This window comes from Streptomyces sp. E2N166 (assembly GCF_003671715.1).
GTDB lineage: Bacteria > Actinomycetota > Actinomycetes > Streptomycetales > Streptomycetaceae > Streptomyces > Streptomyces thinghirensis.
On sequence record NZ_RAIF01000031.1, the window covers coordinates 867,778 to 886,016 of the forward strand.

The 18,239-nt window shown below is 71.6% G+C and carries 13 protein-coding genes; 9 read left to right on the forward strand and 4 right to left on the reverse strand.

Annotation, left to right across the window (positions count from 1 at the left end; genetic code table 11):
• The first annotated feature begins 36 nt into the window (after positions 1 to 36).
• Both EBH09_RS26030 and EBH09_RS26035 read left to right on the forward strand, forming a co-directional pair.
• Entirely contained in the window at positions 37 to 3,111 is a 3,075-nt protein-coding gene (locus tag EBH09_RS26030; RefSeq protein ID WP_193776538.1) for a LuxR family transcriptional regulator, read from the forward strand.
• A gap of 38 nt (positions 3,112 to 3,149) precedes the next feature.
• Positions 3,150 to 3,332, forward strand: a complete 183-nt coding sequence (locus EBH09_RS26035; protein ID WP_121749328.1) for a DUF6191 domain-containing protein — start codon at positions 3,150 to 3,152, stop codon at positions 3,330 to 3,332.
• Between the two features lie 9 nt (positions 3,333 to 3,341).
• Here EBH09_RS26035 and EBH09_RS26040 read toward each other — a convergent pair whose 3' ends face one another.
• Together EBH09_RS26040 and EBH09_RS26045 are read right to left on the reverse strand one after the other, a co-directional pair.
• Positions 3,342 to 4,544 (reverse strand): PQQ-dependent sugar dehydrogenase, encoded by a 1,203-nt coding sequence (locus EBH09_RS26040; protein WP_121749329.1) that lies wholly within the window; start codon positions 4,542 to 4,544, stop codon positions 3,342 to 3,344.
• A 62-nt stretch (positions 4,545 to 4,606) separates the two neighbouring features.
• Entirely contained in the window at positions 4,607 to 5,605 is a 999-nt protein-coding gene (locus tag EBH09_RS26045; protein ID WP_121749330.1) for an aldo/keto reductase, read from the reverse strand.
• A gap of 75 nt (positions 5,606 to 5,680) precedes the next feature.
• On the opposite strand from EBH09_RS26045, the gene EBH09_RS26050 reads away from it, so the two are divergent.
• The 6 genes from EBH09_RS26050 to serA all read left to right on the forward strand — a co-directional run bounded on the left by EBH09_RS26050 (position 5,681) and on the right by serA (position 15,715).
• The gene (locus tag EBH09_RS26050; protein ID WP_121749331.1) at positions 5,681 to 6,622 is read left to right on the forward strand and encodes a 2-hydroxyacid dehydrogenase; all 942 of its coding nucleotides are present in this window, start codon (positions 5,681 to 5,683) and stop codon (positions 6,620 to 6,622) included.
• Positions 6,623 to 7,029: 407 nt separating this feature from the next.
• Positions 7,030 to 10,074: an EAL domain-containing protein gene (locus EBH09_RS26055; RefSeq protein ID WP_193776539.1), complete on the forward strand. Its 3,045-nt coding sequence runs from the start codon at positions 7,030 to 7,032 to the stop codon at positions 10,072 to 10,074.
• Between the two features lie 271 nt (positions 10,075 to 10,345).
• Positions 10,346 to 12,196 carry an acetolactate synthase large subunit gene (locus EBH09_RS26060; RefSeq protein WP_121749333.1) on the forward strand — a complete coding sequence of 617 codons (1,851 nt, stop codon included), beginning with the start codon at positions 10,346 to 10,348 and terminating at the stop codon, positions 12,194 to 12,196.
• Between the two features lie 20 nt (positions 12,197 to 12,216).
• Positions 12,217 to 12,741, forward strand: coding sequence for an acetolactate synthase small subunit (gene ilvN / locus EBH09_RS26065; RefSeq protein WP_121749334.1), 525 nt, complete (start codon positions 12,217 to 12,219; stop codon positions 12,739 to 12,741).
• A gap of 118 nt (positions 12,742 to 12,859) precedes the next feature.
• The gene (gene ilvC / locus EBH09_RS26070; RefSeq protein ID WP_121749335.1) at positions 12,860 to 13,858 is read left to right on the forward strand and encodes a ketol-acid reductoisomerase; all 999 of its coding nucleotides are present in this window, start codon (positions 12,860 to 12,862) and stop codon (positions 13,856 to 13,858) included.
• 267 nt (positions 13,859 to 14,125) lie between these two features.
• A complete protein-coding gene (gene serA, locus EBH09_RS26075) occupies positions 14,126 to 15,715 on the forward strand; it encodes a phosphoglycerate dehydrogenase (RefSeq protein ID WP_121749336.1) in 1,590 nt (529 codons plus the stop codon).
• Positions 15,716 to 15,773: 58 nt separating this feature from the next.
• Here serA and EBH09_RS26080 read toward each other — a convergent pair whose 3' ends face one another.
• Positions 15,774 to 17,321: an MFS transporter gene (locus tag EBH09_RS26080; protein WP_121749337.1), complete on the reverse strand. Its 1,548-nt coding sequence runs from the start codon at positions 17,319 to 17,321 to the stop codon at positions 15,774 to 15,776.
• Positions 17,322 to 17,405: 84 nt separating this feature from the next.
• Here EBH09_RS26080 and EBH09_RS26085 point away from each other — a divergent pair, with 84 nt between their 5' ends.
• Positions 17,406 to 17,984, forward strand: a complete 579-nt coding sequence (locus EBH09_RS26085; RefSeq protein ID WP_121749338.1) for a TetR/AcrR family transcriptional regulator — start codon at positions 17,406 to 17,408, stop codon at positions 17,982 to 17,984.
• On the opposite strand, the gene EBH09_RS26090 is transcribed toward EBH09_RS26085, so the two are convergent.
• A partial coding sequence (locus EBH09_RS26090; RefSeq protein WP_193776540.1) for a helix-turn-helix domain-containing protein occupies positions 17,965 to 18,239 on the reverse strand: 275 nt, incomplete at its 5' end. The two genes, EBH09_RS26085 and EBH09_RS26090, sit on opposite strands and share 20 nt — an antisense overlap.

Here is an 18,239-nt window from a genome sequence, read left to right on the forward strand (position 1 = left end):
CCGAAAACCGATGCCCCACTGTCGGACCCACGTGCGATGCTCGCTTCCGTGGAGACCAGGTCCGTCAGTCCCGTGTTCGTCGGCCGTGCCGGCGAACTGGACGCGTTGAAGGACGCGCTCGTGCGCGCCGACGCCGCCGAGCCGCAGGCACTGCTGCTCGGCGGCGAGGCAGGGGTCGGCAAGACCCGCCTCGTCGAGGAGTTCGCCACCGCCGCCCGCGGGCAGGACGCCGTCGTCGCGCTGGGCGGCTGCGTCGAGATAGGCGCCGACGGCCTGCCCTTCGCGCCCTTCTCCACCGCGCTGCGCGCCCTGCGGCGCCAACTGCCCGGAGAACTGGCCACCGCTGCCGCCGGGCAGGAGGAGGAACTGGCCCGGCTGCTGCCGGAACTGGGCGAGAGCGCTCGGGGCGGTGGCGGCCGGCACGACGAGGAGGGCACGGCCCGCCTCTTCGAACTCACCGCCCGCCTGCTGGAGCGGGTCGCGGCCCGGCACACCGTCGTCCTCGTCCTGGAGGACCTGCACTGGGCCGACGCCTCCACCCGCCACCTGATCGCCTATCTCGTCCGCACCCTGCGCACCGGCCGCCTCGTCGTCCTGGCCACCTACCGCTCCGACGACATCCACCGCCGCCACCCGTTGCGCCCCCTGCTCGCCGAACTCGACCGGCTGCGCACCGTCCGCCGCATCGAGCTGGGCCGCTTCACCCGGGACGAGGTGGGCCGCCAGATCGCCGGCATCCTCGCCCAGGAACCCGACCCGCTCCAGGTCGACGAGATCTTCGAACGCTCCGACGGCAACGCCTTCTTCGTCGAGGAACTCGCCGTCGCCGCCCACGAGGGCTGCTGCACCGGCCTCACCGACTCCCTGCGCGACCTGCTCCTGGTCCGCGTCGAAGCCCTGCCCGAGAGCGCGCAGCGGGTCGCCCGGATCGTCGCCGAAGGCGGCTCCACCGTCGAGTACCGGCTGCTCGCCGCCGTCGCCCGGCTCGCCGAGGACGACCTCATCGAGACGCTGCGGGCCGCCGTGAACGCCAACATCCTGCTCCCCGCGGCCGACGGCGACGGCTACCGCTTCCGCCACTCCCTGGTCCGCGAGGCAGTCGGCGACGACCTGCTCCCCGGCGAGCGCTCCCGCCTCAACCGCCGCTACGCCGAGGCCCTCGACGCCGATCCGACGCTGGTGCCCGCCGCCGAGCGCGTGATGCGCCTGGCCAGCTACTGGTACCACGCCCACGACCCCGCCAGGGCCCTGCCCGCCGTCCTGGACGCCTCCGTCGAGGCCCGTCGCCGCCACGCCTACTCCGAGCAGCTCCGGCTCCTCGAGCGCGCGATGGAGCTGTGGGACTCCGTGCCCGACGACGTACGCGGCACCCTGCGCCCCGTCGACTACACCGAGGTCTACCCACCCTGCGGCCGCGACCCGGCCACCAAGCCCCTGCGCTACCTGGACCTGATGGCCGAGGCCGCCGTCGCCGGGCGGCTGTGCGGGGAGCGCGAGCGGGCCATGAAGATCACCAAGCGGGCGCTGCGCCTGCTGCAGGAGGAGCGGGAAGCGGGGGCCGGGACGAGTACGAGCGGCCGGGACCCGCAGCGCGCCGCCTGGTTCTGGACGCAGCGCTCACTGCTGATCCGGGCACAGGGCCGCGGCGACGGCTGGCACGAGCTCGGTATCGCCCAGGAACTGGTCCGCGGCCTGCCGCCCTCCGCGGTGCACGCCGAGGTGCTCGCCATGGCCGCCAACTGGTCGATGCTCCACAATCCCGGCCCCGGAGCGGTGACCGCCGCAGAACGGGCCGTGGAGTACGCGCGCATGGTCGGTGCCGACGACATCGAGCTCAACGCACGGCTCACCCTCGGGGGCCTGATGGTCGACGCCGGGCACATCGACGCCGGACTGGCGGAGATGCACCAGGTCAGGGACCTGGCGGTGGCGCAACGACGGCCCGCCGTGGCGGCCCGCAGCCACATCAACCTTCCCTCCGTCCTGGAGAGCGTCGGCCGCTCCGAGGAGGCCCTCGTCATCCTGCGCGAGGGCGTCGAACTGAACCGCCGGATGGGCCTGCTGGAGTCGGAGGCCTGGGTCTGGGGCAATCTCGCCGAGTCGCTCATCTCCCTGGGCCGCTGGGACGAGGCGCTCGACGCCGCGGCGATGGCCGGAGCACCGGGCCGCAGCCCCGCACCACGTGCCGGCGCCGCCCTCAAGCAGGCCGTCGTCGCGCTCGCCCGCGGCGAGACGGCCGAGGCCGGCCGGCTGCTCGCCGAGGCGCGCTCCGCCTACGGAGTGCTCAACCCCATGCCGCAGAACAGGCTGCCGCTGGCCGCCCTCACCGTCGGCCTCGCCGCCGCCGAGGGCCGCATTCTCGACGCCCGCGCGGAACTCGACCGCGCCCTGGACGCGGGCCTCCCGCCCGGCACCCAGCGTTACGGCTGGCCCCTGCTGCTGTCCTCCGCCGAGGCCGAGGCCGACGCACGCGCTCTGCCGACGGCGCAGGAGGGCCGCACCGAGACGCTCGGACGCCTTGCCAAGACCGCCAAGTCCCTGGCCACGGGCGCCCCGGTCTGGCGCGCCCACGAGAAATGGGTCCGCGCCGAACTCCACCGCGCCGAGGGCCGGGACAGCCCGGGGGCCTGGTGGGAGGCGGTGACAGCGTTCGAGCGTCTGGAGCGGCCCTACGACCTCGCCCGCGTCCGGCACCGGCTGGCCGGCGCCCTCCTGGAGACCGGCGGCGATGACGAGCGCGCCCGCGCCACGGAGCTGCTCCGCCTGGCCCGCACGGTCGCCGACCACCTCGGTGCCCGTCCGCTGGCCGACGCGGTCGGCCGGCTCGCCCAGCGCGCCCGTCTCACGCTCGGCCGCGCCACCGAACCGGCCGCCCCCGCCGAGGCCCTCGGTCTCACCAGCCGGGAACGCGACGTCCTGCGCCTGGTCTCCGACGGCCGCACCAACCGCCAGATAGCCGAGGAGCTCTTCATCTCCCCGAAGACGGCCAGCGTCCACGTCTCCAACATCCTGGCCAAGCTCGGCGTCTCCGGCCGGGGCGAGGCGGCGGCGGTGGCCCACCGGCTGGCGCTGTTCCCGGCCGGTGGGCTCACGTCCCGTTCCGCGAAGTGAGGCCTACGCTGTAAGGGACGCCGACCGACGGAGGCTCCGTGTTCAACGCATTCGAGGAACTCTTCTCCCCCGGACGCAAGCACACCAGCGACGAGCAGAACCGTCTGGAACTGACCCGCGAGGACGTCGGCGACGGCGACCCGGGCCACGGCCCGATAGACCTCACCTCGGGCAAGGTCGTCGTCCACCTCCCGCGCCCCTCGGAGGCGGAGGAGGAGTGACGGCGCGGGCTACGTCACCCGCAGCTCCAGGATCCGGTCGTCGCCCTCATTCGCGTCGCCCCGACCGTCCGTGTCGCTGGTCATGAGCCACAGCTTGTCGCCGCCCGCCGGGACCACCGTGCGCAGCCGCCCGTACTCGCCCTCCAGAAACGCCTGCGGTTCGGCCGCGGCCTCCGTGCCCTTCAGCGGGACGCGCCACAGCCGCTCGCCGCGCAGACCCGCCATCCACACGGAGCCCTCGGCGTGGGCGATGCCGCTGGGGGAGGCCTCGTCGGTGCTCCACTGGGCGAGCGGGTCGTGGAACTCCGAGCCGTCGGACTCGCCCTCCGCCTCCGGCCAGCCGTAGTTGTCGCCCGGCTTGATCGCGTTCAGTTCGTCCCAGGTGTCCTGACCGAACTCCGCGGCGAACAGCCGCTGCTCGTCGTCCCAGGCCAGCCCCTGCACGTTCCGGTGCCCGTACGAGTACACCGCGGAGTCGGGGAAGGGGTTGCCGGGCGCCGGGTCGCCGTCCGGCGTCATCCGCAGGATCTTCCCGCCGAGGGACTCCTTGTCCTGGGACAGGCCCGTGTCACCGCTCTCGCCCGTGCCCGCGTAGAGCATCTTGTCGGGGCCGAAGGCGATCCGCCCGCCGTTGTGGACGACACCCTTGGGGATGCCCCGGAAGACCGTGTCCGGCGCGCCCAGCTGCTCACCGGACGGCCTCTTCTCGTCGTACCGCATGCGGACGATGCGGTTGTCGGAGGCCGAGGTGAAGTACGCGTAGACCATCCGGTCCGAGGCGTAGTCGGGGGAGAGGGCGATGCCGAGCAGGCCGCCCTCGCCGGCCGGAGACACCCCGGGCACCTCGCCCAGCTCCGTCTTCTCGCCCGTCTCCTCGTCGACCCGTGTGACCGTGGCCTCGTCACGGGAGGAGACCAGCAGGTCACCGCCCGGCAGCGGAGCCAGACCCCAAGGGCTCTTCAGCCCGGTGGTGACCGTACGGACCACCTTCACGGAGCCCTTCGCGGGCGGCGTCTCCCCGGCGGCCGAGCCCGAGGGCGGCGACTGCGCCGCCGTGCTGCTCGGGGAGGTGCTCGCGTCCGCGCCCGACGGGTCCCCGTCGTCGGAGGAGCAGCCCGCCGTCAGCAGCAGGGTGGCGGTGGCCAACACGGCCGTCACGGCTCGACGTTGCACGATCATGGTCCCTTCGACGCGGCGGGTTCTCCTTGTCATACACCGCACGCGCCCTCCAAGTTCCCGATCGCCGAATCCCGAACCCGGCAATCGCGCGCGCGTCACTCCCACGACCCCTGCGCCGCCGGCAGCTCACGCACCTCGGCCAGGTCCCGCTCGGTCAGCCGCAGCCGTGCCGCCCCCGCGTTCTCGGTCACCCAGCGTTCCTGTTTGGTCCCCGGCACCGGCACCACGTGCTTTCCCTGCGCCAGCACCCAGGCCAGCGCCACCTGCGCCGGTGTGACCCCGTCGCCGTGCCTGGCCGCGATCCGGCGCAGGCCGGCCACGATCGGCTGGTTGGCCGCCATCATCTCGGCGGTGAAGCGGGGGTGCCGGGCGCGCAGGTCCTCCGGCTCGAAGCCCTGCCCGGGGGTCAGCGTCCCGGTCAGGAAGCCGTTGCCGAGCGGCATCGCGGCGAGGAAACCGACACCGCGTGTCACGCACCACGGCAGCAGCGTCCGCAGCGCCTCCGGCGACCACACCGACAGCTCCGCCTCCACCGCGCTCACCGGGAAGACCTGCTGCACCCGCTCCAGTTGCCGGATCGTCGCGTCGTGCAGCCGGGCGCCCGGACGCCGGGCCGACCGCGCGCCGACCGCGCAGAGCCCGAGGGAACGCACCTTCCCGGCCCGGACCAGCTCCGCCATCGCGCCCCAGGTCTCCTCGACGGGTATCTCGGGATCGGCACGGTGCAGCTGGTAGAGGTCGATGACGTCCGTCTGCAGTCGGCGCAGCGAGGCGTCGCAGGCGCGTTTCACATAGCCGGGGCGGCCGTTGGCCACGACGTGCTGATCGCCCACCAGCAGGCCGACCTTGGTCGACACGAAGGCGTCGGACCGCCGCTCCTTGAGCACCCGTCCCAGCAGCAGCTCGTTGGTGAACGGGCCGTACATGTCCGCCGTGTCCAGCAGGGAGACACCCAGGTCGAGGGCCCGGTGCACCGCCCTGACCGACTCTTCCCCCCGCTGCCGCGACGCGCTGTACGCCCAGTTCATCGGCATGCAACCCAGTCCGACGGCCCCCACCGCGAGCGCCGTCGCGCCGATCGTCCTGCGCTCCACCGGTCGTGACCCTCCCTCGTCAGGCCACCCAACCTAACCTCTGCCCTTCCGCGCCCCTGACATAGCCTCCTGACCATGACTCCTGACGTGTGGCTGCCCATCCCGCCGGACGAGATCGAGGGCCTCCCCGAGGGCCCCGCCTACCGCTACTGGAACGGCGAGGAGGACTTCCCCGCCGACCCGGCCGACTGCGCGTTCTACGTCGTCCCCTACATGAAGCCCAGCGGGATCGGCACACGCCCGCTGCCGGAAATGCGCTCCGTCCAGGTCGTCCAGACGCTCTCCGCCGGCATCGACCACGTGGAGCCCGGGCTGAGGCACCTGCCCGCGGGCGTACGGCTGTGCAACGCGCGCGGCGTGCACGAGGCCAGCACCGCGGAACTGACTCTCGCCCTGATCCTGGCGTCGCTGCGCGGCGTCCCCGACTTCGTCCGGGCGCAGGACCGGGGCGAGTGGCTCGGCGGGTTCCGGCCGGCGCTCGCCGACCGGAAGGTGCTGATCGTCGGCTACGGCTCGATCGGCGCCGCGATCGAGGACCGGCTCGTACCCTTCGAGGTCGCGCCGGTGGTGCGCGTCGCGCGCTCCGCCCGCACCACGGCGCGCGGTCCGGTGCATCCACTCACCGAACTCCCCGCCCTGCTCCCGGAGGCGGACGTCGTCGTCATCTCCACGCCGCTCACCGAGGCCACCCGCGGCCTGGTCGACGCGGACTTCCTGGCCCGGATGAAGGACGGAGCCCTGCTCGTCAACGTCGCGCGCGGCCCCGTCGTAGACACGAAGGCGTTGCTCGCCGAACTGGAGAGCGGGCGCCTCACCGCCGCCCTCGACGTGACCGACCCCGAACCGCTGCCGCCGGGCCACCCCCTGTGGCATGCTCCCGGCATAGTCATCAGCCCGCACGCCGGCGGGCCGACCTCCGCGTTCCTGCCACGCGCCAAGCGGCTGATGGTGGACCAGTTGAGCCGTTTCGTGAACCAGGAGCCGTTGCGCAACGTGATCCTGACGACGGGCGCGTAATCCGTTTCGGGTACCCTCCGCAACTCCCCGGATGCGGTGGGTACGCGCATATCCGCTGGTCGTCACGGAGCGTAGAGAACCTATGTCCCTGAGTGACGAGACTGGTGTATCGTCCGACAGGGGATGCGCCGCGCACGGTTCGGCGCCGGGGATGGACATCTCAGACTGTGAGGGGGGCGACGGGCGATGCACGGCCTATGGACGAACAACCCGACGCGGCGAAGCCGCCGCCGGCGACCCTGGCGCACGACCGCGACCGCGCGCAGACGGGGTCAGCACGGCCGGCCCGGCGGCCACCCCGGCCGGTGCGGCCTCCACCAGCGTCGGCAGGGCGGCCGCAAGAGGCAGGCCCAGCCGCCGCACCGGGGCCCGCAGGACACGGGGGCGGCGCGGACCGGGAGGCCCCGGTGAGTCCGCCGCCTCCCGTGCCGACTCTGGACGGAGCGCTGCGGACGCAGTCCCCGCCCCGACCGCTGCTGCCCCGGTCGTCGGCCGCCGACGGCGGACCGACCTTCGTCCGTCAGCTGGTGCTGGCCCTGATCTGCGCGGCATACGCCGTCGGTTCCGCGTTCGGCTGGGGTTCGGACCGCGTCGCCAAGATCATGGGCGACTTCGGGCTGAGCGCCGCCGCGGGCGCCGCCGCCGTCTCCTGCCTCCTCTACGCCCGTGGGCCCCGGGTCCGGTTCCGGCCGGCCTGGCTGCTGTTCGCCCTCTCCTCGGCGATGGCGTCCCTGGGCAATCTGGTGTGGGGGTGGTACGAGGTCGTCCTGCGGCAGCCGGTGCCCAGTCCCAGCTACGCGGACCTGTTCTTCCTGTGCTTCGCGCCGCCCGCCATCGTGGGGCTGCTGGTGCTGGCCAAGCGGCCGGTGACGAAGGCCGGCTGGATCTGCCTGGGCCTGGACGCCTGGCTGATCGGCGGGTCGCTGCTGACCCTGGCGTGGAGCCTGGCGCTCGCCCAGGCGGCGAAGGCCGAGGGCGGCTCCAGCGTGGCGCACTCCGCGCTCTCGGTGGCCTACCCGCTGCTCGACATCGCTCTCGTCAGCATGGTGCTCGCCCTGCACTTCCGGCGATCGCCCGTCTGCAGGTCCGCGGTCAACACCGCCATCGGCGCGCTCGCCCTGACGGTGGTCTGCGACGCCCTGTTCACCTCGCCGCTGCTGCACAACAGCTACCGCTCCGGCCAGTTGCTCGACGCGGGCTGGTTCGCCGGCTCACTGCTGCTCGCGTACGCCCCCTGGGCCGCGTCCCGGCGCGGGCGGCCGTCGGCCGAGGAAGGACCCGGCGGACACACGCGCGTGGTGCGCGAACACCTGCCCGGGCAGCGCGGCACCGCTCACCGGACCGCGCCGGCGCCCGCACCCGCGCCAGGGAGCGAGCGCGGCCGCTTTCCGGCCTCCCGGCCCATCGCCGGGTCGCTGGCCGCGCTCACGCCGTACCTCGCCGCCGCGGTCTGCACCCTGGGCATCCTCTACAACGTGCTCAACGGCCGCAGCGTCGACCGCGTGGTGCTGCTGACCGGCGGCACCGTGGTGCTCGCGCTGGTCGTGCGGCAGGGCATCATGCTGCTCGACAACATCACCCTCACCCAGGAACTGGCCCAGAAGGAGAACCACTTCCGGTCCCTGGTCCAGGGCTCCAGCGACGTCATCATGATCGCCGCGCCCAACGGCATCCTCCGCTACGTCTCCCCGGCCGCCGCCGGGGTCTACGGAAGCCCCGCCGAGGAACTCGTGGGCAGCGAACTGGCCGGTCTCATCCATCCGGAGGACCTCGGCTGCGTGGTGCACGAGGTGCGCCGGTTCCTCGCCGCGAGCCCGGCCGAGGAACCGAACACGCGCATCGAGTGCCGTTTCCGCTCCGGGGACGGCGGCTGGCTCAACGTCGAGTCCACCGTCAACCGCCACCACGGGGGCCTGATCTTCAACAGCCGGGACGTGACCGAGAGAGTGCGCCTCCAGGCGCAGCTCCAGCACAACGCCGAACACGACCCGCTGACCGACCTGCCCAACCGCGCCCTGTTCACCCGGCGAGTCCAGCAGGCCCTGTCCGGCCGCCGTGCCTCCGACCGCGGCGCCGCCCTGCGCGGTACGGCGGTGCTCTTCATCGACCTCGACGGCTTCAAGGCCGTCAACGACACCATCGGGCACCAGGCCGGCGACGAGTTGCTCGTGCAGGCCGCTCGCAGACTCCACGAGGCCGTCCGCAAGGGGGACACCGCCTCCCGGCTGGGCGGCGACGAGTTCGCGGCCCTGATCGTCGGGGACGGGGTCCGCGACCGGGCCGCCCGCGAGGGTCACATCCTGGAACTCGCCGACCGTCTCAGGATGACGCTCTCGCAGCCCTATCTCATCGACGGCAACGATGTCCGCGTCAACGCCTCCATCGGGGTCGCCTTCGCCGAACCGGGCCTCGGTGCGGGCGAGCTGCTGCGCAACGCCGACCTCGCGATGTACCGCGCCAAGGCGGGCGGCAAGGGACGCGTAGAGCTGTACCGACCTCAGATGCAGCAGGACGTAGTACGCAAGGCCGAGCTGGCCACGCGCCTGCGGGCCGCGCTGCACGACGGCGAGTTCGCGCTGCTGCACCAGCCGGTGGTCTCCCTGACGGACGGCCGGATCACGTCGGTCTGCGCCCAGCCGCGCTGGCGCTCCTCGCAGGGGGTGCTGTTCACTCCCGCCGAGTTCCTGCGCGTGACCGAGGACGGCGACAAGACCGCCGAACTGGACCGCTGGGTGCTCCAGGAGGCCGTCGAGCAGGCCGCCGAACGCGCGGCGGCCGGGCTGTCGGCGGCCGTCGCCATACGCGTCGGCGCCCGTCGGCTGCTGGACCGCTCCATGCCGCTGGGATCGGTGGAGGCCCTGCTGACCCGGCACGGACTGCCCCCCGGCTCACTCGTGATCGAACTGTCGGACATCGACCCACGGGTCGGCCTGGACGAGCTGGACCGCCGATTGAACGCCCTGCGAAGGGTCGGCGTCCGCATCGCCCTGGACGGCTTCGGCAACGGGTACGCGGCGATCACCGCGCTCCGGCGCCTCCCCGTGGACGTCCTCAAGCTCGACCGCGGCCTGATCGAGGGCGTCGTGGAGTCGGCGCGGCTGTACAAGATCACCAGTGGTCTGCTGCGCATCGCCACCGACCTCGGACTGAAGTCCGTGGCCGACGGGGTTGACCTGCCCGAGCAGATCGTCGCCCTGCGCGCGATGGGCTGCACGCATGGGCAGGGCATGGCGTTCTCCGGGCCGCTGGACGAGTACCGGCTGCGCAGAGCACTCAAAACCGGCCACTACCCGGTGCCGCACGGACCGGCCGAGCCGGCCTTCGTGGGCGGCGGATCGGGGGTGTACTCCAAGGGCGTCGGCACGGGCGGCGGTACTTCCGGAATGCCCGCCGTCCTGAGCGGTGGCACGGCCCTGCGCTCACATGATGAGACTCCCGTCCCACCCACTTGACAGTGGGTGCGTGCCGGGGGGAGGGTCAGTGCCATGCGCACCCGAATTCTCGTACTTGGAAAGCGCGTCGGCTGAGCTGGTGATGTCCGGACCGCCCCGGACTCCCGGCGACCCACACCCGACGCGCTCCCCTCGCTTGCCTTATGGCACGAGGGGTTTTTTGTTGCACCAGCGCCGCTGAGCAACAGCCACACACCGCCCGAACCCTCGCGAATACCCAGCACCGAAGTACCAGACCCTCAGCATCAAAACCCTCAGCATCGAGAAGAGAATGCCGATGACCGAGCAGGCCACCGGGGCCCATCACCCGCAGCCGCGGCCCCGATCCGGAGGACAGTCCGCCCCCGAGCACGTCACGGGTGCGCAGGCCCTCATCCGCTCTCTCGAGGAGGTCGGCGCCGACACGGTATTCGGCATTCCCGGCGGGTGCATCCTTCCGGCGTACGACCCGCTGATGGACTCGGCCAAGGTGCGTCACGTCCTGGTCCGCCACGAGCAGGGCGCCGGCCACGCGGCCGAGGGTTACGCGCAGGCCACCGGGAAGGTGGGCGTCTGCATGGCGACCTCGGGACCCGGCGCCACCAACCTGGTCACGCCGCTCGCCGACGCGCACATGGACTCAGTGCCGATGGTCGCGATCACCGGCCAGGTCGCCTCCAAGGCGATCGGCACGGACGCCTTCCAGGAGGCCGACATCGTCGGCATCAGCATGCCGATCACCAAGCACAACTTCCTCGTCACCAAGGCCGAGGACATCCCCCGGGTGATCGCGCAGGCGTTCCACATCGCCTCCACCGGCCGCCCGGGCCCGGTCCTGGTCGACATCGCCAAGGACGCCCTCCAGAAGAAGACCACCTTCTCCTGGCCGCCGGTCATGGACCTGCCCGGCTACCGCCCGGTCACCAAGCCGCACGCCAAGCAGATCCGCGAGGCCGCCAAGCTCATCACCGCCGCGAAGCGCCCCGTGCTCTACGTCGGCGGCGGCGTCCTCAAGGCGCGGGCCACCGCTGAGCTGAAGGTCCTCGCCGAACTCACCGGAGCGCCCGTCACCACCACCCTGATGGCGCTCGGCGCGTTCCCCGACAGCCACCCGCTGCACGTGGGAATGCCGGGCATGCACGGTTCGGTCACCGCCGTCACCGCGCTGCAGAAGGCCGACCTGATCGTCGCCCTCGGAGCCCGCTTCGACGACCGGGTCACCGGCAAGCTGGACAGCTTCGCCCCGTTCGCCAAGATCGTCCACGCCGACATCGACCCGGCCGAGATCGGCAAGAACCGCGCCGCCGACGTGCCGATCGTCGGCGACGCCCGGGAGGTCATCGCCGACCTCGTGCAGGCCGTCCAGAAGGAGCACGGCGAGGGGAACACCGGCGACTACAGCGCCTGGTGGAAGGACCTGAGCCGCTGGCGCGACACCTATCCCCTCGGCTACGACCAGCCCGAGGACGGGTCGCTCTCCCCGCAGCAGGTCATCGAGCGCATCGGGCAGCTCGCGCCCGAGGGCACGATCTTCGCGGCCGGCGTCGGCCAGCACCAGATGTGGGCCGCGCACTTCGTCCAGTACGAGCGGCCCGCCAGCTGGCTGAACTCCGGTGGCGCCGGAACCATGGGGTACGCCGTCCCGGCCGCCATGGGCGCCAAGGCCGGCGCGCCCGAGCAGACCGTCTGGGCGATCGACGGCGACGGCTGCTTCCAGATGACCAATCAGGAACTCGCCACCTGCGCCCTGAACAACATCCCGATCAAGGTCGCCGTCATCAACAACGGCGCCCTCGGGATGGTCCGCCAGTGGCAGACCCTGTTCTACAACCAGCGCTACTCCAACACGGTGCTGCACTCCGGCCCCGAGGACGTCAACCCGGACGCCCGCGGCACCCGGGTCCCCGACTTCGTGAAGCTGTCGGAGGCCATGGGCTGCTACGCCATCCGCTGCGAGGACCCCGCCGACCTCGACAAGGTCATCGAAGAGGCGAACTCGATCAACGACCGCCCCGTCGTCGTCGACTTCATCGTCCACGAGGACGCGATGGTCTGGCCGATGGTCGCCGCCGGCACCTCCAACGACGAGATCATGGCCGCCCGGGACGTCCGCCCCGACTTCGGCGACAACGAAGACGACTGAGCGAGAGAGACCCAGAGATCATGTCCAAGCACACGCTCTCCGTCCTGGTGGAGAACACGCCCGGCATCCTCGCCCGGATCGCCGCCCTGTTCTCCCGCCGCGGCTTCAACATCGACTCGCTCGCCGTCGGCGTCACCGAGCACCCCGACATCTCCCGCATCACCATCGTGGTCAGCGTCGAGGAGTTCCCGCTGGAGCAGGTCACCAAGCAGCTCAACAAGCTGGTCAACGTGCTCAAGATCGTCGAGCTGGAGCCCACCCAGGCGGTCCAGCGCGAACTCGTCCTGGTGAAGGTGCGCGCCGACAACGAGACGCGCTCCCAGATCGTCGAGATCGTCCAGCTGTTCCGCGCCAAGACCGTCGACGTGTCCCCGGAGGCCGTCACCATCGAGGCCACCGGCAGCAGCGACAAGCTGTCCGCCATGCTCAAGATGCTGGAACCGTACGGCATCAAGGAACTCGTCCAGTCCGGCACGATCGCCATCGGCCGCGGCGCCCGTTCGATCACGGACCGCTCGCTTCGCGCACTCGACCGGTCCGCATAACGACGGAATCGGGCGGTCGCGCACACGACCGGCCGCCCGCATTCCGAGACCCCGAGACTTCCCTTCCCCTCACCGGCATACGGTGGGACGCAACACCTGCACACAAGGAGAGAACCCAGTGGCCGAGCTGTTCTACGACGCCGACGCCGACCTGTCCATCATCCAGGGCCGCAAGGTCGCGGTCATCGGGTACGGCAGCCAGGGCCACGCCCACGCGCTGTCGCTCCGTGACTCGGGCGTCGACGTGCGCGTCGGTCTGCACGAGGGCTCCAAGTCCAAGGCCAAGGCCGAGGAGCAGGGCCTGCGCGTGGTGAGCCCGTCCGAGGCCGCCGCCGAGGCCGACGTCATCATGATCCTCGTCCCGGACCCGATCCAGGCCCAGGTCTACGAGGAGCACATCAAGGACAACCTGAAGGACGGCGACGCCCTGTTCTTCGGTCACGGTCTGAACATCCGCTACGGCTTCATCAAGCCGCCGGCCGGCGTGGACGTCTGCATGGTCGCCCCGAAGGGCCCGGGCCACCTGGTGCGCCGTCAGTACGAGGAGGGCCGCGGCGTTCCCTGCATCGCGGCCGTCGAGCAGGACGCCACGGGCAGCGGCTTCGAGCTGGCCCTGTCGTACGCGAAGGGCATCGGCGGCACCCGCGCCGGCGTCATCAAGACGACCTTCACCGAGGAGACCGAGACCGACCTCTTCGGCGAGCAGGCCGTCCTCTGCGGTGGCACGGCCGCGCTGGTCAAGGCGGGCTTCGAGACCCTGACCGAGGCCGGTTACCAGCCGGAGATCGCCTACTTCGAGTGCCTGCACGAGCTGAAGCTGATCGTGGACCTCATGTACGAGGGCGGCCTGGAGAAGATGCGCTGGTCGATCTCCGAGACCGCCGAGTGGGGCGACTACGTCACCGGCCCGCGGATCATCACCGACGCCACCAAGGCCGAGATGAAGAAGGTCCTCGCCGAGATCCAGGACGGCACGTTCGCCAAGAACTGGATGGACGAGTACCACGGCGGTCTGAAGAAGTACAACGAGTACAAGCAGCAGGACTCCGAGCACCTGCTGGAGACCACCGGCAAGGAGCTGCGCAAGCTCATGAGCTGGGTCGACGAGGAGGCGTAAGCCTCACGCCCGAGGGGCCGGAGCGAAGCCGCTCCGGCCCCTTCGGCGAACCGCCGGTAACGTCGTATGTGCGGCGTTGTCCAACCCGTCCAGCCACGGACGGGTGATCCTTCCGCAGAGGCGCAGGACGCCCGCCGCCGCGCCACTAGACTGCTGCACAACATACGCGTCAGGCCCACAGCGTCGTGCGTCTTCCACGCGGCCACCAACCCTCCACCGCCTGCGGCCGTCGGGACGGCCGTCCGCATTGGACTTGTGAGGACTCACGTGAGCTCGAAACCTGTCGTACTCATCGCTGAAGAGCTGTCGCCCGCGACCGTGGACGCGCTTGGCCCCGACTTCGAGATCCGCCAGTGCAACGGCGCGGACCGCGCCGAACTGCTCCCCGCCATCGCCGACGTGGACGCGATCCTGGTCCGCTCCGCGACCAAGGTCGACGCCGAGGCCGTCGCCGCCGCGAAGAAGCTCAAGGTCGTCGCCCGCGCCGGTGTCGGCCTGGACAACGTGGACGTCTCCGCCGCCACCAAGGCAGGCGTGATGGTGGTCAACGCCCCGACCTCCAACATCGTGACCGCCGCCGAGCTGGCCTGCGGCCTGATCGTCGCCACCGCCCGCAACATCCCGCAGGCCAACGCCGCGCTCAAGAACGGCGAGTGGAAGCGCAGCAAGTACACCGGCGTCGAGCTGGCCGAGAAGACCCTCGGTGTCGTGGGCCTCGGCCGCATCGGTGCCCTCGTCGCGCAGCGCATGTCGGCCTTCGGCATGAAGGTCGTCGCCTACGACCCCTACGTGCAGCCCGCGCGGGCCGCGCAGATGGGCGTCAAGGTGCTGTCGCTGGACGAGCTGCTCGAGGTCTCCGACTTCATCACCGTCCACCTGCCGAAGACCCCCGAGACCCTCGGCCTGATCGGCGACGAGGCGCTGCGCAAGGTCAAGCCGAGCGTCCGCATCGTCAACGCCGCGCGCGGCGGCATCGTCGACGAGGAGGCGCTGTACTCGGCGCTGAAGGAGGGCCGCGTCGCCGGCGCCGGTCTGGACGTGTACGCCAAGGAGCCCTGCACGGACTCGCCGCTGTTCGAGTTCGACCAGGTGGTCTGCACCCCGCACCTCGGCGCCTCCACCGACGAGGCCCAGGAGAAGGCCGGCATCGCGGTGGCCAAGTCCGTCCGCCTCGCCCTCGCCGGTGAGCTGGTCCCCGACGCGGTCAACGTCCAGGGCGGCGTCATCGCCGAGGACGTCAAGCCGGGCCTGCCGCTCGCCGAGCGCCTCGGCCGCATCTTCACCGCGCTGGCCGGCGAGGTCGCAGTCCGCCTCGACGTCGAGGTCTACGGCGAGATCACCCAGCACGACGTGAAGGTGCTGGAGCTCTCCGCGCTCAAGGGCGTCTTCGAGGACGTCGTCGACGAGACGGTGTCCTACGTCAACGCCCCGCTCTTCGCGCAGGAGCGTGGCGTCGAGGTCCGGCTGACCACCAGCTCGGAGTCCCCGGAGCACCGCAACGTCGTCACCGTGCGCGGCACCCTCTCGGACGGCGAGGAGGTGTCGGTCTCCGGCACGCTGGCCGGCCCGAAGCACCTCCAGAAGATCGTCGCCGTCGGCGAGTACGACGTGGACCTCGCCCTCGCCGACCACATGGTCGTCCTGCGCTACGAGGACCGTCCCGGCGTCGTCGGCACCGTCGGCCGCGTCATCGGCGAGGCCGGCCTCAACATCGCCGGCATGCAGGTCGCCCGCGCGACGGTCGGCGGCGAGGCGCTGGCCGTGCTGACCGTCGACGACACGGTGCCCTCCGGGGTGCTGGCGGAGGTCGCGGCGGAGATCGGGGCCACGTCGGCCCGGTCGGTGAACCTCGTCTGACGTGCCGTGTCCGGGGGCTCCGCCCCCGGACCCCCGTTCGCCCTGAACGGGCTCGTCCTCAAACGCCGGACGGGCTGACTCGATCAGCCTGTTCGGCGTTTTCCGTGGGCGCCTCCGGGCGCACCCCGATGTGCCGCAGTCCGATCGCCGCCAGTCCCGCCGCCCCCACGAGCAGCAGCGCCCCCGCGATCGCGGCGCCCTGCATGCCGTCGGTGAACGCCTCGCGTGCCGCCGTCGCCAGGGCGTCCCCCGCGCGCCCGGGGAGTTCGGCGGCGACGGCCAGTGCGCCGCCCAGCGTCTCCTGGGCCGGAGCGGGCGCGTCCGACGGCATGCCGTGGTGGTAGAGGGCGGTACCGATGGAGCCGAGGGCGGCCATGCCCAGGGCGCCGCCGAACTCGGTGCCGGTCTCCAGCAGGGAGGACGCCGCCCCCGCCTTCTCGACCGGCGCCGAGCTGAGGGCCAGGTCGTTGAGCTGGGACATCACGATGACGATGCCGACGGCGAGGACGCCGGACCCGGCCAGCACCAGCCACAGCGAGTCCGTGCCGGCCAGGGCCAGCAGTCCGTAGCCGCCCGCCGCGATGACGAAACCGGCCGTCACGACGTGCGCGCGCTCGACGCCCCGCTGGACCAGTTGGGCGGCGACCGGTGCCGCGGCGCCGATGAGCACCGACGGCAGCAGGCTCCACAGCGCCGCCTCCAGCGAGCTCTTGCCCAGGACCGACTGGAGATACTGGGTGGTGAAGTACGCCGAGCCCATCATTCCGAAGGCCGACAGGGTGTTGAGCGCGAGTGCCGGGGTGAAGCCGTGCCCGCGGAAGACGGCCGGTGAGATCATCGGCGCGGCCGACGTGCGCTGGCGCTGCACGAACAGCGCCGCGAACAGCAGGCCGACGGTGATCGACACGACGTACCGGACGTTCCAGCCCTCGGCGGCCAGCTCCTTCAGTCCGTAGATCACCGGCAGGACCGCCGCCATCGAGAGCGGCACGCTGAGCAGGTCGAAGCGGCCGGGGGAGGGGTTCTTCGACTCGGGGAGCAGTACCGGTCCGAGGGCCAGCAGCAGGGCCATCGCGGGCAGGTTGACCAGGAAGACCGAGCCCCACCAGAAGTGCTCGACGAGAACGCCGCTCATCACCGAGCCGAGCGCGATCCCGGCCGTCATCACCCCGGACCACAGCCCGATCGCCTTGGCCCGCTGGGCGGGGTCGGTGAACATCGTGCGGACCAGCGCCATCGTGGTCGGCATCAGCGTCGCGCCACCGATGCCGAGGACCGCGCGGGCCGCGATCAGGGTCTCGGCGCTGTGCGCGTAGGCCGCGAGCAGTGAGGCGGCGCCGAAGGCGGCCGCACCGATGAGCAGCAGCCTGCGGCGGCCGATGCGGTCGCCCAGCGAGCCCATCGTCATCAGCAGGCCGGCGAGGACGAAGCCGTAGATGTCGAAGATCCACAGCTGCTGGGTGCCGCTCGGGTCCAGGTCCGCGCTGATCTGCGGGATCGCGAAGTAGAGGACGGAGACGTCCATCGAGACCAGGAGGAGCGGGAGCATCAGCACGGTCAGCGCGGTCCACTCGCGGCGGCCGGCGCGTGGCGGGTTCGGTGTCATGCCGAGGACTGTACGTACGTCTTATACGGCTGTCTAGGACGGATGTCTAAGACGACTGTATGGACGTGCGGGTAAGGTGGCGCCATGGGACACCGTGAGGATCTGCTGGAGGGCGCCAAGCGCTGCCTGCTCGCCAAGGGGTTCGTGCGCACGACGGCACGCGACATCGTCAAGGAGTCGGGGACCAACCTGGCGTCCATCGGCTACCACTACGGATCGAAGGACGCGCTCCTCGCTCAGGCCTACGTCGCGATGGTCGAGAACATGTCCGAGGCCTTCGACGGCGAGATCGAAGGTGAGCCCGGCTCGTTGGAGCGGTTCACCTCGGTGTGGTCGAACATCATCGGCACCATGCGCCGGCCGGGCTCGATGTGGCGCCTCAGCATGGAGGTCGTGGCCATGGGCGATCAGCTGCCCGAGGTGCGCGACCATCTGGCGCGGGCCCAGCGGGACGGCTCACGCGGATTCGTCGCCCTGTTCACGGGCGCGCGCGAGGAGGACGTGCCGGAGGAGGTCGTCGACACGCTCGGCACCTTCTACACGACACTGATGATGGGCGTCATGGCCCAGTGGACCTTCGACCCGAAGTCCGCTCCCGAGGCGGACCAGCTCACGGACGGCCTGCGACGGGTGGTGGAGGCCGCTACAGGCGGTACGCCTTGAGGGCCATGTGGAGCAGCAGCCGGTCCTCGCCGTCGTCCAGGTCCAGGCCCGTGAGCTGTTCGACGCGGGAGAGGCGGTAGTACAGCGTCTGGCGGTGGATGCCCAGCTCGGCGGCGGTGCGGCCGGCCTGGCCCGCGCAGTCGAGGTAGACCTCGGCGGTGCGGGCCAGTTCCCGGTGGGCGGGGGAGAGCAGTACCCGTACGGCGGGGTCGTGGGCGGACTGCGGGGGCAGCGCGGTCAGCAGGCGGAACGGCC